Annotated in this window: 22 protein-coding genes and 1 tRNA gene; 15 read left to right on the plus strand and 8 right to left on the minus strand. The window is 62.6% G+C overall.

Annotated features, from left to right (window positions below; translation table 11 throughout):
• Positions 1 to 21: 21 nt before the first annotated feature.
• The 11 genes from IV088_RS02110 (at position 22) to IV088_RS02160 (ending at position 7975) form a co-directional block, all read left to right on the plus strand.
• The gene (locus tag IV088_RS02110; RefSeq protein WP_291097178.1) at positions 22 to 405 is read left to right on the plus strand and encodes a DUF934 domain-containing protein; all 384 of its coding nucleotides are present in this window, start codon (positions 22 to 24) and stop codon (positions 403 to 405) included.
• Between the two features lie 18 nt (positions 406 to 423).
• Complete coding sequence (locus tag IV088_RS02115; RefSeq protein ID WP_291097180.1) at positions 424 to 1062, plus strand: phosphoadenosine phosphosulfate reductase family protein; 639 nt, start codon at positions 424 to 426, stop codon at positions 1060 to 1062.
• Positions 1063 to 1083: 21 nt separating this feature from the next.
• Entirely contained in the window at positions 1084 to 2028 is a 945-nt protein-coding gene (gene cysD / locus IV088_RS02120) for a sulfate adenylyltransferase subunit CysD (protein WP_291097182.1), read from the plus strand.
• Between the two features lie 122 nt (positions 2029 to 2150).
• Positions 2151 to 3455, plus strand: coding sequence for a GTP-binding protein (locus IV088_RS02125; RefSeq protein WP_291097184.1), 1305 nt, complete (start codon positions 2151 to 2153; stop codon positions 3453 to 3455).
• Positions 3456 to 3576: 121 nt separating this feature from the next.
• Positions 3577 to 3906, plus strand: coding sequence for a ferredoxin FdxA (gene fdxA / locus IV088_RS02130; RefSeq protein ID WP_291097186.1), 330 nt, complete (start codon positions 3577 to 3579; stop codon positions 3904 to 3906).
• Between the two features lie 2 nt (positions 3907 to 3908).
• Entirely contained in the window at positions 3909 to 5009 is a 1101-nt protein-coding gene (locus IV088_RS02135; RefSeq protein WP_291097188.1) for an NAD(P)/FAD-dependent oxidoreductase, read from the plus strand.
• A 101-nt stretch (positions 5010 to 5110) separates the two neighbouring features.
• A tRNA-Asn gene (locus IV088_RS02140) sits at positions 5111 to 5186 on the plus strand.
• 64 nt (positions 5187 to 5250) lie between these two features.
• Positions 5251 to 5625, plus strand: coding sequence for a VanZ family protein (locus IV088_RS02145; RefSeq protein WP_291097190.1), 375 nt, complete (start codon positions 5251 to 5253; stop codon positions 5623 to 5625).
• A 4-nt stretch (positions 5626 to 5629) separates the two neighbouring features.
• Entirely contained in the window at positions 5630 to 6400 is a 771-nt protein-coding gene (aat, locus tag IV088_RS02150; RefSeq protein ID WP_291097192.1) for a leucyl/phenylalanyl-tRNA--protein transferase, read from the plus strand.
• The gene (locus IV088_RS02155; protein WP_291097194.1) at positions 6397 to 7134 is read left to right on the plus strand and encodes an arginyltransferase; all 738 of its coding nucleotides are present in this window, start codon (positions 6397 to 6399) and stop codon (positions 7132 to 7134) included. The genes aat and IV088_RS02155 overlap by 4 nt, the downstream gene beginning before the upstream one ends.
• Positions 7135 to 7171: 37 nt before the next feature.
• On the plus strand, positions 7172 to 7975 hold the full coding sequence (locus IV088_RS02160; RefSeq protein ID WP_291097196.1) for an IclR family transcriptional regulator: 804 nt from the start codon (positions 7172 to 7174) through the stop codon (positions 7973 to 7975).
• A 104-nt stretch (positions 7976 to 8079) separates the two neighbouring features.
• Here IV088_RS02160 and IV088_RS02165 read toward each other — a convergent pair whose 3' ends face one another.
• The 6 genes from IV088_RS02165 to IV088_RS02190 form a co-directional block, all read right to left on the minus strand.
• Entirely contained in the window at positions 8080 to 9330 is a 1251-nt protein-coding gene (locus IV088_RS02165; protein WP_291097198.1) for a serine hydrolase, read from the minus strand.
• A 178-nt stretch (positions 9331 to 9508) separates the two neighbouring features.
• A complete protein-coding gene (locus IV088_RS02170; RefSeq protein ID WP_291097200.1) occupies positions 9509 to 11050 on the minus strand; it encodes a 2-isopropylmalate synthase in 1542 nt (513 codons plus the stop codon).
• Between the two features lie 236 nt (positions 11051 to 11286).
• Entirely contained in the window at positions 11287 to 12096 is an 810-nt protein-coding gene (pssA, locus tag IV088_RS02175) for a CDP-diacylglycerol--serine O-phosphatidyltransferase (protein WP_291097202.1), read from the minus strand.
• A 121-nt stretch (positions 12097 to 12217) separates the two neighbouring features.
• Positions 12218 to 13234, minus strand: coding sequence for a ketol-acid reductoisomerase (gene ilvC / locus IV088_RS02180; protein ID WP_291097204.1), 1017 nt, complete (start codon positions 13232 to 13234; stop codon positions 12218 to 12220).
• A 135-nt stretch (positions 13235 to 13369) separates the two neighbouring features.
• Positions 13370 to 13861, minus strand: a complete 492-nt coding sequence (gene ilvN, locus IV088_RS02185) for an acetolactate synthase small subunit (protein ID WP_291097206.1) — start codon at positions 13859 to 13861, stop codon at positions 13370 to 13372.
• A gap of 109 nt (positions 13862 to 13970) precedes the next feature.
• Complete coding sequence (locus IV088_RS02190) at positions 13971 to 15746, minus strand: acetolactate synthase 3 catalytic subunit (RefSeq protein ID WP_291097209.1); 1776 nt, start codon at positions 15744 to 15746, stop codon at positions 13971 to 13973.
• A gap of 269 nt (positions 15747 to 16015) precedes the next feature.
• On the opposite strand from IV088_RS02190, the gene IV088_RS02195 reads away from it, so the two are divergent.
• Genes IV088_RS02195 through IV088_RS02205 form a run of 3 tightly spaced genes read left to right on the plus strand, consistent with a single transcriptional unit; the run spans position 16016 to position 17580 of the window.
• A complete protein-coding gene (locus IV088_RS02195) occupies positions 16016 to 16561 on the plus strand; it encodes an RDD family protein (RefSeq protein WP_291097211.1) in 546 nt (181 codons plus the stop codon).
• A gap of 10 nt (positions 16562 to 16571) precedes the next feature.
• Positions 16572 to 16970, plus strand: a complete 399-nt coding sequence (locus tag IV088_RS02200) for a diacylglycerol kinase (RefSeq protein ID WP_291097213.1) — start codon at positions 16572 to 16574, stop codon at positions 16968 to 16970.
• A gap of 22 nt (positions 16971 to 16992) precedes the next feature.
• Positions 16993 to 17580 (plus strand): TIGR00730 family Rossman fold protein, encoded by a 588-nt coding sequence (locus tag IV088_RS02205; RefSeq protein WP_291097215.1) that lies wholly within the window; start codon positions 16993 to 16995, stop codon positions 17578 to 17580.
• A gap of 6 nt (positions 17581 to 17586) precedes the next feature.
• Here the strand turns inward: IV088_RS02205 and IV088_RS02210 are convergent, their stop codons facing one another.
• A complete protein-coding gene (locus IV088_RS02210; RefSeq protein WP_236965180.1) occupies positions 17587 to 17925 on the minus strand; it encodes a P-II family nitrogen regulator in 339 nt (112 codons plus the stop codon).
• Positions 17926 to 18042: 117 nt separating this feature from the next.
• On the opposite strand from IV088_RS02210, the gene IV088_RS02215 reads away from it, so the two are divergent.
• Positions 18043 to 19065 carry an asparaginase gene (locus tag IV088_RS02215; RefSeq protein WP_291097219.1) on the plus strand — a complete coding sequence of 341 codons (1023 nt, stop codon included), beginning with the start codon at positions 18043 to 18045 and terminating at the stop codon, positions 19063 to 19065.
• Between the two features lie 84 nt (positions 19066 to 19149).
• On the opposite strand, the gene IV088_RS02220 is transcribed toward IV088_RS02215, so the two are convergent.
• Positions 19150 to 20841 (minus strand): NAD+ synthase, encoded by a 1692-nt coding sequence (locus tag IV088_RS02220; RefSeq protein WP_291097221.1) that lies wholly within the window; start codon positions 20839 to 20841, stop codon positions 19150 to 19152.
• Between the last annotated feature and the right edge of the window lie 16 nt (positions 20842 to 20857).

Raw genomic sequence — 20857 nt, forward strand, 5'->3', positions numbered from 1 at the left:
CGCCGATTCCGAGGTATTTGAATGAAACCCACGCTCCAACTCTTCAAGGCCGAGTCTTTCGCCGCTGACGAAGCCGGCACCCTGACGCTGGCCAACGACACCGACCCACGCGACGCCGCGCTGGACGGCGTCGGCACCGTCGTGCTGCAGTTCCCCAAATTCACCGATGGCCGCGCGTTCAGTCAGGCCTTTTTGCTGCGGCGCCGCCTCGGCTTCACGGGCGAGATCCGTGCCACCGGCGACGTGCTGATCGACCAGCTGGCGCAGATGCAGCGCAGCGGCTTCTCGCAGGCCGTGTTGCGCGACGACCAGAGCCTGGACCACGGCCGCAAGCTGCTGGCCCACTACCCCGCTTTCTACCAGGGCGACGCGGTGGACGCACTCCCGCATTTCGCTGTCGCCTGAGACCCACGAAAAGACACCATGAGCACCATCGATCTCGCACCCATCCAGCTCGCAGACATCAACGCCGAGCTCGGCCGCAACCCCCAGGGACTGGTGAACTGGGCCTTGAGCCTGGGACAGCCCGCCATCGTCACCACCAACTTCCGCCCGTTCGAAGCCGTGATCTTGCACCTGGTCGCTTCCGTGAAGCCGGACGTGCCCGTGGTCTGGATGGACAACGGATACAACACCGAGGCCACCTACCGCTTCGCCGACGAAGTCACCCGCCAGCTCAAACTGAACCTGCACATCTACCTGCCGCGCCGTTCGCGCGCGCACCGCGAAGCGGTCGATGGCGCCACGCCCGCGCTGGACGACCCACGCCATGCCGCCTTCACCGAAGAGGTGAAGCTCGAACCCTTTGCCCGAGCCTTGCGTGAGACGGCGCCCAAGGTCTGGTTCACCGCATTGCGCGCCACCGACACCGCCGTGCGCGCCAACATGGACCCGGTGAGCATCAACCCCGACGGCCTGATCAAGGTCGCGCCGCTGCTGCACTGGTCGTCCAAAGAGCTCTACCAGTACTGTGAGGCCCACGGCCTGCCCAACAATTTCGACTATGTGGACCCGACCAAGGGCGAAGACAACCGCGAGTGCGGCTTGCATCTGGCCCACTGAACCGACCGCTTGAACCCGATCATGAACGCCCGTACCGACACCGCCGTGCTGCAATCCGCCGAACACCACCTGAGCAACGCCCACCTCGACGCGCTCGAAGAGGAAACCATCTTCATCCTGCGCGAGGTCGCGGCCGCCTTCGAGCGCCCCGCCCTGCTGTTCTCGGGTGGCAAGGACTCGCTGGTGATGCTGCGCTGCGCCGAAAAGGCCTTTGGCGCCGGCCGCATTCCCTACCCGCTGCTGATGATCGACACCGGCCACAACTTCCCCGAAGTGACCGACTTCCGCGACAGCCGCGCCGCCGAACTGCAGGCCGAGTTGATCGTGCGCAACGTCGAAGACTCCATGAAGCGCGGCACCGTGCGCCTGGCCCACCCGGGCGAGAGCCGCAACGTGCACCAGTCGGTGACGCTGCTGGAAGCGATCGAGGAATTCCGCTTCGACGCGCTGATCGGCGGCGCACGCCGCGACGAAGAAAAGGCCCGCGCCAAGGAACGCATCTTTTCGCACCGCGACAGCTTCGGCCAGTGGCAGCCCAAGGCCCAGCGCCCCGAGCTGTGGACCCTGTTCAACACCCGCCTGGCCCCGGGCGAGCACTTCCGCGTGTTCCCCATCAGCAACTGGACCGAGCTGGACGTGTGGCAGTACATCGAGCGCGAGAACATTGCCCTGCCCTCGATCTACTACACCCACCAGCGTGAGGTGGTCGACCGCCGCGGCCTGCTGGTGCCGGTGACCGAACTGACCCCGCCGAAAGACGGCGAGACCGTGCAGGTGCGCGACGTGCGCTTCCGCACCGTGGGCGACATCACCTGCACCTGCCCGGTGGAGAGCCTGGCCGCCACGGCCGCCGACATCGTCATCGAGACGCTGGCCGCCGACGTGAGCGAGCGCGGCGCGACCCGGATGGACGACAAGACATCGGACGCTTCGATGGAGAAGCGGAAAAAGGACGGGTATTTCTAGCCCACCCCTATCGCTGGCTCACTGCGTGTAGCCAGCTCCGCCCCTCAAGGGGCAACGCCAGCGGCCCGGCAAAGCCGGTTCCGCGGCGTTCTGGAACCAGACATTTCTCGCGAAAGTTTTGTATGAACGCTGTTGTTTCTCCCTCTCCCGCCGCCGACACCCGAACCGCGCTGAAGTTCATCACCTGCGGCTCCGTCGATGACGGCAAAAGCACGCTGATCGGCCGCCTGCTGGTCGACAGCAAGGCCGTGCTGCAGGACCACCTGGCCGGCGTGCAACGCCAGGGTGAAACCGACCTGGCCCTGCTGACCGACGGCCTGTCGGCCGAGCGCGAGCAAGGCATCACCATCGACGTGGCCTACCGCTACTTCAACACCGAAACCCGCAAGTTCATCATCGGCGACGCGCCGGGCCACGAGCAGTACACGCGCAACATGGTGACCGCCGCCTCGGCCGCCGACGCGGCCGTGGTGCTGGTGGATGCCACCAAGCTGGACTGGCAAAACGCCGGCCTCAAGCTGCTGGTGCAGACCCGCCGCCACTCGCTGCTGGTCAACCTGCTGCGCGTGCCGTCCATCGTGTTCGCCGTCAACAAGCTCGACGCCGTGGCCGACAGCGCGCTCGCGTTCGCCCACATCAGCGCCGCGCTCGCCGCCTTCGCCGCCGAAGCCGGCATCACCGTCACCGCAACGGTGCCCGTCTCTGCGCTCAAGGGCTGGAACGTGGTGGATGCCGCCGCCGACGCCGCCTGGTGTGGCTACAGCGGCCCCACGTTGCTGGAAATTCTGGAACAGCTGCCGGTGACGGCGGCCGACACCACGCTGCCGTTCGCCTTCCCGGTCCAGTGGGTCGAGAAGTTCTCGTCGTCCTCCGACACCAGTCAAGGCCGCCGTGTGTTCTGGGGCCGCGTGGCCACCGGTGGCGTGCAGCCGGGCCAACAGGTCAAGGTCATGCCCAGCGGCCAGTCCGCGACCGTGGCACAGGTGCTGGACCATGCCCGCACGCCGAAAGCGGTGCTCGCTGGCCACAGCGCCGGCATCGTGCTCGACCGCGAAGTTGATGTGTCGCGTGGCGACTGGCTGCTCGCGGTGGACGGCGAAGGCTCTGCCATCGAGGCCAGCCGAGAGATCCGCGCCACCGTGGCCTGGATGGACGACGAAACCCTGGTCGCCGGCCGCGTCTACTGGGCGCTGCACGGCCACCGCTGGGTCAAGGCCAAGGTCAAGCGCATCGTGCACAAGCTCGACATCAACACGCTGGCCGAAGAAGACGCGACCCAGCTGGAACCCAACGCCATCGGCCACATCGAACTGGCCCTGCAGGAACCGCTGGCCACGCTGCCCTACGCACAATCGCGCGCGCTGGGTTCGCTGGTGCTGGTGGACACGGCCAGCCACAAGACCTCGGGCGCGGTGCTCGTGAACTGACGCCACACCGGCTCTGGTTGCCGGCGTGTCTCGTTAACTTATGTCAAGGTCAGGGCTTAGGCCCTGCTTTACCCTCTGGAAACCCTAAAATCCGGGCTCTTTCCGAATTTCACTTCTCACCATGACCCACGTCGTCACCGAATCCTGCATCCGCTGTAAATACACCGACTGTGTCGATGTCTGTCCTGTTGACTGCTTCCGCGAAGGCCCCAACTTCCTGACCATCGATCCCGACGAGTGCATCGACTGTGCGGTCTGCATCCCGGAATGCCCGGTGAGCGCCATTTACGCAGAAGAAGATCTGCCCAAGGACCAGCTTCACATGACGGTGCTCAACGCCGACCTGGCCAAGCTGCCGAACTGGAAGAGCATCACCAAGCGCAAAGACGCACTGCCCGACGCCGACGACTGGAAAGACCGCACGGGCAAACTGCCTGAACTGAAGCGCTGAGCATGGCGCCGTCCCCGGTCGTGGCTTCGCCAGACCCAGCGAGCGCGGTGAACGGCCTCATCGAGGCCGATGCGGTCATCGTCGGCGCGGGGCCGGTGGGTTTGTTTCAGGTGTTCGAACTGGGTTTGCTGGAAATCAAGGCCCATGTCATCGATGCGCTGCCCTACCCGGGCGGTCAACCCGTCGAGCTGTACCCCGACAAGCCGATCTACGACATTCCGGCCATACCCGTGTGCACGGGTCAGGAACTGACCGACGCCCTGCTCAGGCAAATTGCCCCCTTCGGTGCCACCTTCCATCTGGGCCAAGAGGTGAGCACGGTCCAGCGCCAGGTCGATGGCCGTTTCCACGTGGAAACCGCGAAGGGCACACGTTTCCTCACCAAGACACTTTTTGTCGCCGCGGGCGTGGGCGCTTTCCAGCCGCGCACGCTCAAGGTCGACGGGCTCGAAAGGTTTGAAGGATCGCAACTGTTCTACTTCGTCAAGAACCCCGCCGATTTCGCTGGCAAGAACTTGGTGATTGTCGGTGGTGGTGACTCGGCGATTGACTGGGCGCTGAACTTCGTGGCTGAAGGGCCGAACAAGGCTGAGAGCGTGATCCTGATCCACCGACGCGATGGCTTCAAGGCCGCGCCAGCGAACGTGGCCCGAATGCGCGAGCTGTGTGAGCGGCTGGACATGCAGTTCATCGTCGGCCAGATCACCGGCCATGAAGAGCAGGACGACCGACTCACCAGCATCAAGGTGACCGGCGCCGACGGCGTGACGCGGCTCGTGCCGCTCGATGTGTTGCTGGTGTTTTTCGGCCTGTCCCCCAAGCTCGGTCCCATCGCGGATTGGGGACTGGACATTGAGCGAAAACAGGTGGTGGTCGATACCGAGAAGTTCTCGACCAGCGTTCCCGGCATCTTTGCCGTGGGCGACATCAACACCTACCCCGGTAAGAAGAAGCTCATCCTCTCGGGCTTCCACGAGTGTGCACTCGCCGCCTATGGCGCGATGCCCATCATCTTTCCCGAGAAAAAAGTGTTTCTGCAGTACACGACCACCAGCCCCAAGCTGCACAAAGTACTGGGTGTGGAATCTCCAGTGTTCGACTGACGCGTTCGGCCCGATGGCTTCCAGGGCCCAAGCAAGAAATTTTCAAGAAATGCAAGGCATCTTTCAAAAGGCGTAAAAACCGCACTATAATTTGAGGCTGTTCCCTGATAGCTCAGTCGGTAGAGCGACGGACTGTTAATCCGCAGGTCCCTGGTTCGAGTCCAGGTCGGGGAGCCAACAGAAATCACCACAAAGGCCTTCTTCGGAAGGCCTTTGTTGTTTGGGATTCTCTGTTCATCACATGCATTCATCACCCGCGCTACCACTCTTGCTGACGAAGTCGGCCTTCTGGCTCTGCGCCGTCGCTGTGGCCGTCTTGTCGCTGTTGCCGATGGCCTATTTGCCACCCCAGTCCTTCGACATCTGGGACAAAAGCCAACACGCGGGCGGGTTCGCGATGCTTGCTCTGCTGGGCCACGTCGCCTACCCCAAGAATCTCTGGCGCGTCTGCCTCGGCCTGCTCACCTATGGTGCCATGATCGAACTGGCGCAAACGGCCACCGAGTGGCGACACGGCGATGAACTGGACCTGCTGGCCGATGGCGTTGGGGTCGCTCTGGGAACGGCAGTGCTGACTGTCATTCGTGAGATCAGGATGGCGCTCAGCCGACAATAGGCACATGTCTGCTTCAGCACGCACCCCGGAGCTGCCCTGGCTTGAGCCAGGCGATGCATTCCCACCGGTGGACAGCGCCTGGGGGCCCAACGATCCCGCCACGGGCTTGCTCGCGGCCGGCGGCGCGCTCGATGTTCAGACACTGGTCTCGGCCTATTCACAGGGCATCTTCCCCTGGTACAGCGCGGGACAACCCATTCTCTGGTGGAGCACCGATCCGCGCATGGTGCTGCCGACGGAGGCCTTTCGCCTGCACCGTTCGCTGCGCAAGACGTTGAACAGGCTCCGCGCTGAACAACGCCTCGAGATCCGTTTCGATCACGATTTTGAGCGGGTGATCCGGGCCTGCGCACACACGCCGCGTGGCGAGCAGGCGGGCACCTGGATACTGCCTGCGATGGAGCAGGCGTACGTCCGGCTGCACCGAGCCGGTATCGCCCACAGCGTCGAGACCTGGATCGATGGTGAACTCGCTGGCGGCCTGTATTGCATCAACCTGGGTGCGATGGTGTTTGGAGAATCCATGTTCAGCCGGAAAAGTGATGCATCCAAGATCGCCCTGAGCGCTCTGGTGGCGTTTTGCCGTGCCGAACACATACCACTGATCGATTGCCAGCAAGACACCCCGCACCTCGCCTCGCTGGGAGCGACCTTGATGCCCCGCAACGCTTTTTGCCAGCATCTCCATCAGACGACGCTGGACCGCACCCCGATCTGGAAATTCCAGAACGTATACTGGAATCACCTCCTCTCTGACGACGGCGTTCGAGCGTGACCCACCTCAAAGAACTACCGCTGCAGGCGCTGCAGTACTACGCGACCGCTCCCTACCCGTGCAGCTACATCACGGGACGCCAGGCGCGCTCCCAAGTGGCAACGCCGAGCCACCTCATCCACAACGACGCCTACTCCGATCTGGTCACCCATGGCTTTCGCCGCAGCGGCATGTTCACCTACCGCCCCTATTGCGATGGCTGCCAGGCCTGCGTGCCGCTCAGGGTGCCTGTCGAACAGTTCAAGCCCTCACGCAGCCAGCGGCGCAGCCAATCGCGACACGCCCACCTGGAAACACGGGTGCTCAGCCTCTGCTTCGTTCCAGAACACTACGAGCTGTACCTCCGGTACCAGAACAGCCGCCATGCCGGCGGTGGCATGGACCAGGACAGCATCGATCAATACACCCAGTTTCTCCTGCAAAGCCGCGTCAACTCAAGATTGGTGGAATTCCATGAACCCGCCACCGGGGAACTGCCCGCCCGGCTGGTGATGGTGTCCATCGTCGACGTGCTCAATGACGGGCTCTCCGCGGTGTACACCTTCTACGAGCCCGACAGCCGTGCCAGCTATGGCACCTACAGCGTGTTGTGGCAGATCGAACAGGCCAAAGCACTGGGGCTGCCACACATGTACCTGGGCTACTGGATCGAGCAGAGCCAGAAAATGGGCTACAAGTCCAGTTTTCAACCTCACGAACTGTTGCGAGACGGCCGCTGGGCGCCGGGTCCTTGATTTCATCTTGTAAAATGGGCGCAACCTTATGGCGGCCATGACCAAACGATCCGATTCCCTCCCCAGCACACCCACCGTCCAGGTGATTGAACGGATGTTCAACCTGATTGAAGTGCTTGCCTCGCGCGAAGAGCCGGTGTCCCTGAAAGAAATCAGTGAGAAGACCGGGCTTCATCCATCCACCGCCCACCGCATCCTCAACGACCTGACGATCGGTCGTTTTGTTGATCGGCCAGAGGCCGGCAGCTACCGGCTGGGCATGCGCCTCCTGGAGCTAGGCAATCTGGTGAAGGCCCGCCTGAGCGTGCGTGACGCGGCGTTGACTCCGATGCGCGAACTGCACAAGCTGATCCAACAACCCGTGAACCTCAGCGTGCGCCAGGGCGACGAAATCGTCTATGTCGAGCGGGCCTACAGCGAGCGCTCCGGCATGCAAGTGGTGCGAGCCATCGGGGGTAGAGCGCCATTGCACCTCACGTCGGTCGGCAAACTTTTCCTGGCCGCTGACGAACCGCAGCGTGTGCGCGCCTATGCCACACGCACAGGTCTTGCCGGCAACACGCGCAACAGCCTCACCCAGCTGGTCACGCTGGAACGTGAGCTCCAGCAATGCCGCCTTGCAGGCCTTGCACGGGACAACGAAGAACTCGAGCTTGGGGTCCGCTGCATGGCCGCAGGCATCTACGATGACCAATGCCGCCTGGTGGCAGGTTTGTCGATCTCAGCACCGGCTGACCGCATCGATGAAAACTGGGTCCCCAAGCTGCGCGCTACTGCAGCTGACATCTCCGTCGCCCTGGGATGCCCCAAAGCCCAGGCCGCACACACCACGCCACGCTAGCGTCACCAACGCCCTCATTCATCTTCCAGTTGAAGTGATTGATTCCGATCTGATGCAAAGCAAAACGGTCCTCAAGAGGACCGTTTTGCTTGAAGTGTGATCCCTCAACCCTGCGGACGAACCGCTGCCTGGGGATAGGGCTGAGCCTCCACCCAGCGTCGAACACGCTCGGCATCCTGGGCGCGGCTCAGCTTGCCCGCTGAATCCAGGAACACCATGATCAGTTGCCGTCCAGCCACTTTGGCCTGCATCACCAGACAACGACCTGCCTCGGAGATGTAGCCGGTCTTCTGCAGACCGATCTCCCAGTCAGGATTGCGGATCAACCGATTGGAATTCTTGAATTCCAGCACGCGGTGACCAAGTTCCAACTGGTGGCTGGGCGACGTGGACAAACTGCGCAAGATAGGACTTTGATAAGCCGCAGACACCAGCGTCGCCAGATCGCGGGCACTGGACTGGTTGAGACTGGACAAACCGGTCGGCTCGACGTAACGCGTGTCGCGCATGCCGAGCTCGCGGGCTTTGCTGTTCATCAGGCGAACGAAACTGTCCAACCCACCCGGATAGGTCCTGCCCAGGGCATGGGCTGCACGGTTCTCGCTTGACATGAGCGCCAGGTGCATCAGTTCGCCGCGGGTGAGCGTCGAACCCACCGCCAGCCTGGAACGGCTGTTTTTGAAGGTATCCACATCGTCCTGGGTGATCGTCAATGGCTCATCCATCGACAGATTGGCATCGGTGATCACCAGACCCGTCATCAACTTGGTGAGCGATGCGATAGGCAGCACAGCCGAGTCGTTCTTGCTGAAAAGCACTTCATTGGTTTGCTGATCCACCACAAGCGCCACGCTGGAGTTCAACGCCAACGGATCTTCAGCGGCACGCAGACCCAGGCGCTCACCATTGGACAGCCGCGGTTCCTCCAGCATGCGCATGACGTGCGCCGGACTGCGATGGGCCACCAACCGAATGTCGTTCTTTTGAACACGAGCACGGGTGGCCCGGGTCGACCGCTCAGGCTTGCGGGCACTGGCAATCTGTGTTGACGCGTTCTTTCTACCGGAACCGAGTCGCTTGGATCCACGAAATTCAGCCTTGGCCAATTTCACATCAATGCGATCCTGTTTGCGGCCTTTCGTTGCCACCGCCACACCCCTTCTTGAAGGAGCGGCCTTGGCCACGACGCGCTTCTTGCGCTCGACGACATGGGTGGCTGCAGGCTTTTTGGCCTTGGCTCCCAACTTCTTCGCCACAGCCGCTTCCGCCGACAGTGGCAGCAGCAGGGCCGCCGATGTCACGGCGGCCGCAACGAATTGCAACAGCGTGAATAAGCGTGTGCGAAAAGGTTTCATTTACTCCACTCCAGACAACGACGTTGTTCTAGAGTGGAGTATAGAAGCTATGAAAAAAACTAGCAATATCAAATGCTTGGGAAATATTCCTCAGTGAACACCAGAACAGCCCTCCGTTTGCAGGGTATTTCTAGCAGTCGCTACAGAATTACATCTTAAGTACTTGATTTTCAAAGACTTAACCTTGGGCAGCGACCCGATCAGCCTGACTCTGCAACTTGTTCAGTGCACTCAGATAAGCTTTGGCAGAGGCCACGACAATGTCAGGATCGGCGCCCACGCCGTTCACCACACGCCCGCCATGCTGCAAACGCACGGTGACTTCACCCTGGCTTTCGGTTGAACCACTGGTGATGGCATTCACCGAATAGAGCACCAGTTCAGCCCCGCTTTTGACGTGGCTTTCAATGGCCTTCAGCGAGGCGTCAACAGGACCATTGCCATCCGACGAGCCTTGAAACTCCTTGCCGGCAATCGTGAACACCACCTCTGCATGTGGGCGCTCGCCGGTCTCGCTGTGCTGGGCCAAGGACACCAGGCCGTATCGCTCTTTTTCCGTGGTCACGCTTTCATCGCTGCACAGTGCCAGGATGTCTTCGTCGAAGATCTCGCTCTTGCGATCGGCGAGCTCCTTGAATGCGGCGAAGGCGGTGTTGATTTCGCTCTCCGACTCCATCTCGATGCCCAGGTCCTGCAAGCGCTGTTTGAAGGCGTTGCGCCCGCTGAGCTTGCCCAGCACGATCTTGTTGGCGGCCCAGCCCACGTCTTCAGCGCGCATGATTTCATAGGTATCGCGGGCTTTGAGCACGCCGTCCTGGTGAATACCGCTGGCGTGCGCAAAGGCGTTCGCCCCAACCACAGCCTTGTTGGGCTGCACCACGAAACCGGTGGTCTGACTGACCATGCGGCTGGCCGGCACGATCTGTGTCGCATCGACGCCCACGTCGAGGTTGAAATAGTCGCGACGCGTGCGCACCGCCATCACGATTTCCTCCAGCGAGCAGTTGCCCGCGCGCTCTCCCAGGCCGTTGATGGTGCACTCCACTTGGCGCGCGCCACCGATCTTCACGCCCGCCAACGAGTTGGCCACCGCCATGCCCAGGTCGTTGTGGCAATGCACCGACCAGATGGCCTTGTCGGAGTTGGGTACGCGCTCGCGCAACGTGCGAATGAAGTCGCCATACAGCTCAGGGATCGCATAGCCCACGGTGTCTGGTATGTTGAGCGTGGTCGCCCCTTCCTTGATCACGGCCTCCAGGACACGGCAGAGGAAATCCATGTCGCTGCGGTAACCGTCTTCTGGACTGAACTCAATGTCATCCACCAGGTTGCGCGCGAAACGAACCGACTGTTTGGCCTGCTCGAACACTTGGTCCGGCGTCATGCGCAACTTCTTCTCCATGTGCAGAGGGCTGGTCGCGATGAAGGTGTGGATGCGTGCCCGGTGCGCGCCCTTGAGCGCCTCAGCGGCCCGAGAGATGTCCCTGTCGTTGGCCCGCGCCAGCGAGCACACGGTGGAGTCCTTGATGGTGTTGGCAATGGCCTGCACACAATCAAAGTCTCCGTTGGAGCTCGCCGCAAAACCGGCTTCGATCACGTCCACCCTGAGACGCTCCAACTGACGAGCAATGCGCAGTTTTTCATCCTTGGTCATCGAGGCACCTGGTGACTGCTCGCCGTCGCGCAAGGTGGTGTCAAAAATGATGAGCTTGTCGGTCATGTGATTCTCCGGTGTGGTGCCTCGTGGGCAGCGCTTGAAAAAACCCGCAGTCCAAAACAAAAACGGCCCGCTGCGGGTGCAAACGGGCCGTTGTTGGAAATCGCTTTTGCGTTACCAGACCTGCCCGTGACGGACACCCAGTAGCAGCGAGAACGAAACTTGTTTCATGGCAAACAATGTATCACAAAGGGCATGCGATCTTCGTGGAGGAAACCCAGGGCCATCAAGCGGTGACTCTATTCATGCAAACCACGCTCGTCGGGTTCGTCCGTGGACGTGCTGATGACACTCGTCGGTCTGCCTTTGGACTTGCGCCAGAAGTACATCGCGTAACCCGAGAGCCCGTAAATGACAAACAGACCGAACAGCACAGTCGGAGGATGGATGTTGATGACCGCGATACCCAGCGCCACCAAGACAATGGCCGCGAAAGGCACACTCTTCTTAAGGCTCAAGTCTTTGAAACTGTAGAACGGCACGTTGGTGACCATGGTCAGACCCGAATACAGCGTCAACGCGAACATCGGCCACACCAGCACGGTTCGGTCCAACTCCAATTCGGTCGCCAGCCAGATGAACCCCGCCACCAGTGCCGCAGCAGCAGGGGACGGCAGGCCCTGGAAGTAGCGTTTGTCCACCACCCCAGTGTTGACGTTGAAGCGCGCCAAGCGCAGCGCGGCGCAGGCGCAGTAAACGAAGGCGGCGATCCATCCCCAACGGCCAATGTCTTTGAGCACCCAGACATACGCCACCAACCCGGGCGCAGCACCAAACGACACCATGTCGGACAGTGAGTCCATCTGCTCACCGAAGGCGCTTTGGGTGTTGGTCATGCGGGCCACGCGACCATCCAGACTGTCCAGCACCATGGCCGCAAAAATGCCCACTGTGGCCAGGTCGAAGCGTCCGTTCATGGCCATGACGATGGCGTAAAACCCGCCAAACAAAGCGGCCAGCGTGATCATGTTCGGCACCATGTAGATGCCCTTGCTTCGCTTGCGACTCTCGCCGCTGGGTTCGTTCAATGGGTCGGTTCCGTCGTGCATGGATGTTCGGCTCAGGCCGCTTGCCGCGCTCATGGCGCAAGGTGGCAGTGTAAGCCAGGGGAAAGTTGGCAGAAAAAGAAAAAGGCCACCGAGGTGGCCTTTGAGCAAGCATGAAGCCAGATCAGTTGCGGGTCTGGTCGACCAGCTTGTTCTTGGCGATCCAGGGCATCATGGCGCGCAGCTGGGCGCCCACCACCTCGATCTGGTGATCGGCGGTGTTGCGGCGGCGGGCGGTCATGCTCGGATAGTTCAGACGACCTTCCTGAATGAACATCTTGGCGTAGTCACCGTTCTGGATGCGCTTCAGGGCGTTGCGCATGGCTTTGCGCGACTCTTCATTGATCACCTCAGGACCGGTCACGTACTCGCCGAACTCCGCGTTGTTGGAGATCGAGTAGTTCATGTTGGCGATGCCGCCTTCGTAGATCAGATCCACGATCAGCTTGAGCTCGTGCAGGCATTCGAAATAAGCCATCTCGGGCGCATAGCCGGCTTCGACCAAGGTCTCGAAACCCATCTTGATCAGATCGACAGCGCCGCCGCACAGAACAGCCTGCTCGCCGAACAGGTCGGTCTCGGTCTCTTCCTTGAAGTTGGTCTCGATAATGCCGGCCTTGCCGCCACCGTTGGCCATGGCGTAGCTCAGCGCGAGGTCACGCGCCTTGCCGCTCTTGTCCTGGTGGATCGCGATCAGGTGGGGCACGCCGCCGCCCTGGGTGTAGGTGTTGCGCACGGTGTGACCAGGGGCCTTGGGCGCGACCATCCACACGTCCAGATCGGCGCGGGGCACGACCTGGTTGTAGTGCACGTTGAAGCCATGGGCAAACACCAGTGAAGCACCCGCCTTGATGTTGGGAGCCACGTTGTTGGTGTAGACCTCGCCGATCTGCTCGTCGGGCAGCAGGATCATGACCACGTCCGCGGCCTTCACGGCATCGTTGACTTCCATCACGGTCAGCCCGGCTTTGCCGACCTTGTCCCAGGAGGCACCACCCTTGCGCAGACCGACCACAACCTTGACGCCGCTGTCGTTCAGGTTCTGGGCGTGGGCGTGGCCCTGCGAGCCGTAGCCGATGATGGCCACGGTCTTGCCCTTGATCAGGCTCAGGTCACAGTCTTTGTCGTAGAAAACTTTCATCTTTTTGCTCCAATGGAATTGAGGTTTGTGCCGTTCTTCGCGAGCCTGTCGAAGGGCTCTCGGGACCCTCGTCCGGGGGACAGGGGCTTCGACAGGCTCAGCCCGAACGGGCAAATGGCTGAGCCTTGAAAAAAATCAAACGCGCAGGATTCTCTCACCCCGGCCGATGCCGCACGAACCGGTGCGCACGGTTTCGAGAATCGCACCACGGTCGATGGCCTCCAGGAATGCATCATTCTTGCCCTGGTCGCCGGTGAGTTCGATGGTGTAGCTCTTCTCCGTCACGTCGATGACGCGGCCGCGAAAGATGTCGGCCATGCGCTTCATTTCCTCGCGCTCCTTGCCCACCGCGCGCACCTTCACCAGCATGAGTTCACGCTCCGTGTAGGCGCCCTCGGTCAGGTCCACCACCTTGACGACTTCGATCAGCCGGTTCAGGTGCTTGGTGATCTGCTCGATCACGTCGTCCGACCCTGTGGTCTGGATCGTCATGCGCGAGAGGCTGGGGTCTTCCGTGGGAGCCACGGTCAGCGATTCGATGTTGTAGCCCCGCGCGGAGAACAGGCCCACCACGCGCGAGAGCGCACCGGGTTCGTTTTCGAGCAGGACAGCGATGATGTGTTTCATGAATGAGATTCCTCTTTTCTGAGCCCTCCCCGGCGCACGGTAATGCGCAGGCTTGGCTGCAAATAGATTCGTCGAAGGGACTGCCACTCGGGGTGGCAGGGTGAAAAGCTCAGAGGTCTTCGGCGCCCAATGTCATCTCGGTGATGCCCTTGCCGGCACGCACCATGGGGAAGACGTTTTCCGTGGGGTCGGTGCGGAAGTCCATGAAGACGGTGCGGTCCTTGAGCTTGCGCGCTTCGCGCAGAGCACCTTCCACGTCCTGCGGGCGCTCGATCAGCATGCCGACGTGGCCATAGGCCTCGGCGAGCTTCACGAAGTTGGGCAACGCATCCATGTAGCTGTGGCTGTAGCGCCCCTCGTAGTCGAGCTCCTGCCACTGGCGAACCATGCCGAGGTAACGGTTGTTCAGCGCCACGATCTTGATCGGCGTGTTGTATTGCAGGCAGGTGGAGAGTTCCTGGATGCACATCTGCACCGAGCCTTCGCCGGTCACGCAGAACACTTCGCTCTCGGGCTTGGCCAGCTTGATGCCCATGGCGTAGGGAATGCCCACACCCATGGTGCCCAACCCCCCGGAGTTGATCCAGCGGCGCGGCTCGTTGAACTTGTAGTACTGCGCGGCCCACATCTGGTGCTGACCGACGTCGGACGTGATGTAAGCGTCGGCGTCCTTGGTCATGTTCCAGAGCGTTTCCACCACGTGCTGCGGCTTGATCACGTCCTTGTTGCCACGGTCGTACTTCAGGCAGTCGGTCGAACGCCAGCCTTCGATGGTTTCCCACCAGCCCGCCAGCGCCTTTTCTTCGGCCCGGGTGCTGGTCTCGCGCACCATGTTGATCAGCTCGGTCAACACATCTTTCACGTCACCCACGATGGGCACGTCCACCTTGACGCGCTTGGAGATGCTCGACGGGTCGATGTCGATGTGGATGATCTTGCGTTCGTTTTGAGCGAAGTGCTTGGGGTTGCCGATCACGCGGTCATCGAAACGCGCGCCCACGGCCAGCAGCACGTCGCAGTTCTGCATCGCATTGTTGGCCTCCACCGTGCCGTGCATGCCCAGCATGCCGAGGAACTTGCGGTCGGAGGCAGGATAGGCGCCCAGGCCCATCAGGGTGTTGGTGACCGGGTAACCCAGCAAGTCCACCAGCGTACGCAGTTCCTGCACCGCATTGCCCAGCAGCACGCCGCCGCCCGTGTAGATGTAAGGACGCTTCGCGGTGAGCAACAGCTGCAGGGCCTTGCGGATCTGGCCTCCGTGGCCTTTGCGCACCGGGTTGTACGAGCGCATCTCCACCGATTCGGGGTAGCCCGAGTAGGCGGTTTTGTTGAACGACACGTCCTTCGGGATGTCCACCACCACAGGGCCCGGGCGGCCGGTGCGCGCGATGTGAAAGGCCTTCTTCATCACCACCGCCAGGTCGCGCACATCCTTCACCAGGAAGTTGTGCTTGACGATGGGGCGCGTGATGCCGACGGTGTCGCACTCCTGGAAGGCGTCCAGACCGATCGCGGCTGTGGGCACCTGACCGGCGATGATCACCATCGGGATGCTGTCCATGTAGGCGGTGGCGATGCCGGTCACGGCATTGGTCAGGCCGGGGCCCGAGGTGACCAGGGACACGCCCACATCGCCAGTGGCGCGGGCATACCCATCGGCGGCGTGAACGGCGGCCTGCTCATGGCGCACCAGCACATGCTGGATGGTGTCCTGTTTGTAGAACGCGTCGTAGATGTGCAGCACAGCACCACCGGGATAGCCCCAGATGTACTTCACGCCTTCAGCCTGGAGGGCCTTGACGAGGATCTCTGCCCCGCGGAGTTCTTGGGTGGCTGCGCCGGACGCGGCGGCAGCGGAGGCCAGTTCGGCCTTGTTGATTTCCATGATGAACCTTTCGAGAATTTCTCTGACGAAATACCTTGGGTGCCCCTCCACCCACTCTTGTGAAGCGGTGTCAGGACTTGAGGCCAATGGACATGAGCGGACACATACCCCGCCGGACCTTGACCCGTTTGCCTTTTTGAATTGCAGCCTGACATTATCGCACTGCAACAGACGTCGCGATCCGTCTTTGATGGGTCTGACAGACTTGGGGGCAAAAAAAGCCAGGGCCCGCGGTGCGACAATCCGCCCCAGGATCCAACCACCGCCCGATGACAGACCCCGCTTCGCCCCCCCTTCTGACCACCGCAGCCAATCTGACGGCCCCTCCACTGCGGCGCCGAATGGCCTGCTGGTTGTACGAAGGCATGCTGTTGTTTGGGGTGGTCTTCATCGCCGGCTACCTGTTTTCCACGCTCACCCAGACCAGACACGCGCTGGACAACCGCCACTTGCAACAGGCCTTCCTATTTGTGGTGTTCGGGATCTACTTCGCTTGGTTCTGGGCCAAAGGCCAGACCCTGGCCATGAAAACCTGGCACATCCGCGTGGTGGACAACCAAGGTCGGCCACTCACACAGGCACGTGCCCTGTGGCGCTATGTGTTGAGCTGGTTGTGGTTTCTGCCACCACTGGCCGTGGGCGCGGCCTTTTCGCTGCCGGGCGGAGAGCTGGCGTTGATCGTGGTCGGATGGGTGTTGGTCTGGGCCCTGCTGTCGCGGTTTCATGCCCAGCGGCAATTCGTTCACGACGCGTTGGCCGGCACCCGCCTGGTGCACTTCCAGCCCGTCGAAACACCCAAGCGCAACAAACGTTGATGCTCCCTTCATGAACCCCTCCACGCCGCGAGAAGCTCCGGACGCGCAAAAAGGTCGAACGGGTCTGCAGCGCATGTGGCACGCCTTCGGCTATTCCCTGGCTGGCCTGCGCGCCGGATGGCGCGAAACCGCGTTCCGGCAGGAGGCCATGGCAGCACTGGTCATGCTGCCCCTGGCCTTCTGGCTGGGGCGGACCTGGGTCGAAGTGGTGTTGCTGACCGGCGTGGTGCTGCTGGTCATGATCGTCGAACTGCTCAACACGGGTGTGGAATCGGCCGTGGACCGCATCGGGCCGGAATGGCACACCCTGTCCAAACGGGCCAAAGACATGGGCAGCGCCGCCGTGCTGCTGAGCCTGCTGCTGTGCGCGGGCACCTGGGGCGCCGCGATCTGGGCCCGCTGGCTTTGACCCCACCCCTCTCTCCCGACCCATGAGCACTCCCACGTTTTCCTTGTGCGTCTACTGTGGCTCCCGACCGGGAGCCGACCCCGCCTTCGCAGACGCTGCCCGCGCCGTGGGCGAATGGATCGGGCGTCACGGTGGTCAACTGGTGTACGGCGGAGGTCGCAATGGCCTGATGGGCTTGGTGGCCGACGCCACCATGGCAGCCGGCGGACGGGTGATCGGCATCATTCCCAAGGCGCTGGTGGAAAAAGAGTGGGCGCACCACGGTTGCAGCGAGCTGCATGTCGTGGACACCATGCACGAACGCAAACGGCTCATGGCAGAACACGCTGACGCGTTCCTGGCCTTGCCTGGCGGCATCGGCACACTGGAAGAATTTTTTGAGGTCTGGACCTGGCGCCAGCTGGGCTATCACGACAAACCGGTCGGGCTGCTCAACCTGGGCGGTTACTACGACAGCCTGTTGGCGTTCCTGCACACCGGCGTGCGACAGCAGTTCATGGGTGACTGGCAGATGAACCTGATTCGGGTCGACACAGACGCTGCGCGGCTGCTTCCCGATCTGGTTCAAGCCGCCGGTTTCTCGCCGGCGGCGCGGGTGGACGCCATCTGAGCCCGGTCAGACCGCCGTTTCGTCCTCTTCACCGGTGCGGATGCGCACCACGCGTTCGACCGAGGTCACAAAAATCTTGCCGTCGCCGATCTTGCCGGTGCGTGCGGCGCGAACGATGGCGTCCACGCAACGCTCGACATCCGCCGACTTGACCACCACCTCCAGCTTGACCTTGGGGAGAAAGTCCACCACGTACTCAGCGCCACGGTACAGCTCGGTGTGCCCCTTTTGCCGGCCAAAGCCCTTGACCTCGGTCACCGTCAGACCGGTCACACCCTGCTCGGCCAGCGCTTCGCGCACTTCTTCCAGCTTGAACGGTTTGATGACGGCGGTGATTTGCTTCATGGGATGTGTCTCCGGGGCGGTTCAAGAAGGGAAAAGATCATTATGCCCAAGGGTCACGAACCCGGTCATACACTCCGCCGGAACCGGAACCCTCACATGCCCACAACCCCGCCAGCCTTGACCGCCCTCCCTCGCCACATACCCATCACGGTGAGCTACCGCGGCGGTCATCCGGAGAACATCCACCACGGCTCGCTGGCCGTGGTCAATGTCCAGGGCGAGTTGCTGGCCAGCGTCGGTGACGTGGACTCGCCGCTGTTCACCCGCTCCTCGCTCAAACCGTTTCAGGCCATGCCGCTGATCGCCCTCGCCGCCGACCGGCTCGACCTGGACGATGCCGATGTGGCCCTGCTCTGTGCCAGCCACAACGGCGAGCCGATGCACGTGGAACGCGTGGCCAGCCTTCTCGCCCGCGTGGGCGCGTCCGAAGCGACCCTGGCCTGCGGCAGCCATGTGCCCTACTTCTACAGTGCGAACGGGCGCCAGCCCGAACCGGGTGCGATCTTCAACCGCCTTCACCACAACTGCTCGGGCAAACACACCGGCATGCTGCTGCTGGCCCACGCGCTGGGGCAACCGCTGAGCGGCTATCTGGACACGCAACACCCGGTCCAACGGCAGATCGCGCAGAGTGTGAGCCACTTCGCGGGCGTGCCGGTCGAGCAGCTGGTGCGGGGCACCGACGGCTGCAGTGCGCCCAACTACGCCTTGCCGCTGCGCTCGCTGGCCCATGCGTTTGCCCGGCTGACGCTGACCGACCCCGACCCCATCTACGGGCCCGCTCCACAACGCGTCGCGCACGCCATGTGCCGCCACCCCGAACTGGTCAGCGGCCAAGGCCGCAACGACCTCACACTGATGCGCGCGGGCCGGGGTGACTGGGTGAGCAAGGTCGGTGCCGACGGCGTGCAGGCCATGGCCAGCTTCAGCCGCGGCATCGGCCTCGCGGCCAAATGCAGCGAAGGGCAACTGGTGCCGTTGATGGTGGCCCTGGTGTCGGCACTGGACCAACTGGGTTGGCTCGATGCCGAGAGCCACGCCGTGCTGGCCAGCCTGGTCCCGCCACCGCTCAGAAACGCGGCGGGCATCGAGGTCGGGGAGATGCGCGCGGTGCTTCAGCTCAACGGTCCGCTCGCCTGAGCGGTTCCAGCCCAGGGATGCCGCGAACCGGCTGTTCCGGGCCACAGGCTTGGCCCCACTGGGGGCCTGCGAGGCGCAGTGGGGTCATGCCCGGTACTTGCTGGTGATCGGATAACGCCAGTCCTTGCCGAAACTGCGGTGGGTGACGCGAATGCCCACGGGAGCCTGGCGGCGCTTGTATTCGTTGACCCGGATCAGCCGCACCACTTTGTCCACATCGGCTTGCGCGTAGCCCGCGGCCACAATGCTGGCGGGGCTCTGGTCGTTCTCCATGTAGCGCTCGATGATGGCGTCGAGCACCTCGTACTCGGGCAGGCTGTCCTGGTCCTTCTGGTCGGGACGCAGCTCGGCACTGGGAGGCCGGGTGATGATGCGCTCGGGGATCGGGTTGGCGCCCGTGCCATAGGGGTCGTGTGCGTTGCGCCAGCGCGCAAGGCGAAACACCATGGTCTTGGCCACGTCCTTGATGACCGCAAAACCACCGGCCATGTCACCGTACAGCGTGCAGTAGCCAGTGGCCATTTCACTCTTGTTGCCGGTGGTCAGCACGATGCCGCCGAACTTGTTGGACAGCGCCATGAGCAAGGTGCCGCGGATGCGGGCCTGCAGGTTCTCTTCTGTCGTGTCTTCCGCCCGCCCCGCAAACTCCTGGGCCAGGCTGGCCTTGAAGGCCTCGAACTGGGGCGCGATCGCGATCTCGTCGTAGCGCACGCCCATGCGCGCCGCCATGTCGCGCGCGTCGATCCAGGAGATGTCCGCCGTGTACGGCGACGGCATCATCACCGCGCGCACACGGTCCTTGCCGAGCGCATCGACCGCGATGGCGAGCACCAGCGCAGAGTCGATACCGCCCGAGAGGCCCAGGATCGCGGCCGGGAAGCCGTTCTTGCCGATGTAGTCACGAACGCCCAGCACCAGCGCGTGCCAAAGATCGGCCTCCTGGCTGTGCGCTCGGTCCACTGCGGCATCGATCCGCCAGCCACCCGCCTGCAGCTCCATGGCCACGTCGAACAGCGTTTCCTCAAAACTGATGGCACGCCCTGCCAGCGCACCGTCGGCGCCGAGCACGAAACTGCGCCCCTCGAACACGATCTCGTCCTGCCCACCCACCAGATGCGCATAGACCAACGGCAGGCCGGTGGACAATGCGCGCTCACGCATCATTGCCTCGCGTTCGCCCCCCTTGCCAGTGTGGAACGGCGATGCGTTGATGACCGCCAGCACCTGGGCGCCCGCTGCCGCCGCATCGGCCGCTGGCGCATCGAACCAGGCGTCTTCGCAGATCAGCAGGCCCACCCGCACCGCCACGCCCTCGGCGGTCGGCACATCGAACACACAGGGTTCGGTGCCCGGCACAAAGTAGCGGCGTTCGTCAAACACCTGGTAGTTGGGCAGCTCGCGTTTGGCGTAGCGGTGCTTCACCACTCCCTCGAGCAGCACGCTCGCCGCATTGAACAAGCGCGCCACCGAGACGCTGCGCTCGCGCCGGTCTCCGGCGTCCGTCGCGCGCCAAGGGTGACCCACCACGATGTGCAGGCCTTTGAGCTGGATCGTCTCGCTCGCCACGGTTTTCAGGGCATCATCACAGGCTTCGATGAAGGCCGGGCGCAGAAACAGGTCTTCGGCCGCATAGCCGCAGATCGCGAGCTCGGGCGTGAGCAAGAGCCGTGCTCCGCGCGCATGGGCTTCATGCGCCGCGTCGATGATTTTCCGGGCGTTGCCCGGCATGTCACCCACCACGAAATTGAGCTGGGCCACACAGATTTTGAGCGTCATGAAACGGGTCAACCTC

It is taken from the genome of Hydrogenophaga sp., assembly GCF_018780075.1.
GTDB lineage: Bacteria > Pseudomonadota > Gammaproteobacteria > Burkholderiales > Burkholderiaceae_C > Hydrogenophaga.

Bases quoted from the DNA above. Each gene is read 5' to 3' on its own strand.
- IV088_RS02110 (WP_291097178.1), top strand. From the start codon at position 22: ATGAAACCCACGCTCCAACTCTTCAAGGCCGAGTCTTTCGCCGCTGAC.
- IV088_RS02115 (WP_291097180.1), top strand. From the start codon at position 424: ATGAGCACCATCGATCTCGCACCCATCCAGCTCGCAGACATCAACGCC.
- cysD (WP_291097182.1), top strand. From the start codon at position 1,084: ATGAACGCCCGTACCGACACCGCCGTGCTGCAATCCGCCGAACACCAC.
- IV088_RS02125 (WP_291097184.1), top strand. From the start codon at position 2,151: ATGAACGCTGTTGTTTCTCCCTCTCCCGCCGCCGACACCCGAACCGCG.
- fdxA (WP_291097186.1), top strand. From the start codon at position 3,577: ATGACCCACGTCGTCACCGAATCCTGCATCCGCTGTAAATACACCGAC.
- IV088_RS02135 (WP_291097188.1), top strand. From the start codon at position 3,909: ATGGCGCCGTCCCCGGTCGTGGCTTCGCCAGACCCAGCGAGCGCGGTG.
- IV088_RS02145 (WP_291097190.1), top strand. From the start codon at position 5,251: ATGCATTCATCACCCGCGCTACCACTCTTGCTGACGAAGTCGGCCTTC.
- aat (WP_291097192.1), top strand. From the start codon at position 5,630: ATGTCTGCTTCAGCACGCACCCCGGAGCTGCCCTGGCTTGAGCCAGGC.
- IV088_RS02160 (WP_291097196.1), top strand. From the start codon at position 7,172: ATGACCAAACGATCCGATTCCCTCCCCAGCACACCCACCGTCCAGGTG.
- IV088_RS02165 (WP_291097198.1), bottom strand. From the start codon at position 9,330: ATGAAACCTTTTCGCACACGCTTATTCACGCTGTTGCAATTCGTTGCG.
- IV088_RS02170 (WP_291097200.1), bottom strand. From the start codon at position 11,050: ATGACCGACAAGCTCATCATTTTTGACACCACCTTGCGCGACGGCGAG.
- pssA (WP_291097202.1), bottom strand. From the start codon at position 12,096: ATGCACGACGGAACCGACCCATTGAACGAACCCAGCGGCGAGAGTCGC.
- ilvC (WP_291097204.1), bottom strand. From the start codon at position 13,234: ATGAAAGTTTTCTACGACAAAGACTGTGACCTGAGCCTGATCAAGGGC.
- ilvN (WP_291097206.1), bottom strand. From the start codon at position 13,861: ATGAAACACATCATCGCTGTCCTGCTCGAAAACGAACCCGGTGCGCTC.
- IV088_RS02190 (WP_291097209.1), bottom strand. From the start codon at position 15,746: ATGGAAATCAACAAGGCCGAACTGGCCTCCGCTGCCGCCGCGTCCGGC.
- IV088_RS02195 (WP_291097211.1), top strand. From the start codon at position 16,016: ATGACAGACCCCGCTTCGCCCCCCCTTCTGACCACCGCAGCCAATCTG.
- IV088_RS02200 (WP_291097213.1), top strand. From the start codon at position 16,572: ATGAACCCCTCCACGCCGCGAGAAGCTCCGGACGCGCAAAAAGGTCGA.
- IV088_RS02205 (WP_291097215.1), top strand. From the start codon at position 16,993: ATGAGCACTCCCACGTTTTCCTTGTGCGTCTACTGTGGCTCCCGACCG.
- IV088_RS02210 (WP_236965180.1), bottom strand. From the start codon at position 17,925: ATGAAGCAAATCACCGCCGTCATCAAACCGTTCAAGCTGGAAGAAGTG.
- IV088_RS02220 (WP_291097221.1), bottom strand. From the start codon at position 20,841: ATGACGCTCAAAATCTGTGTGGCCCAGCTCAATTTCGTGGTGGGTGAC.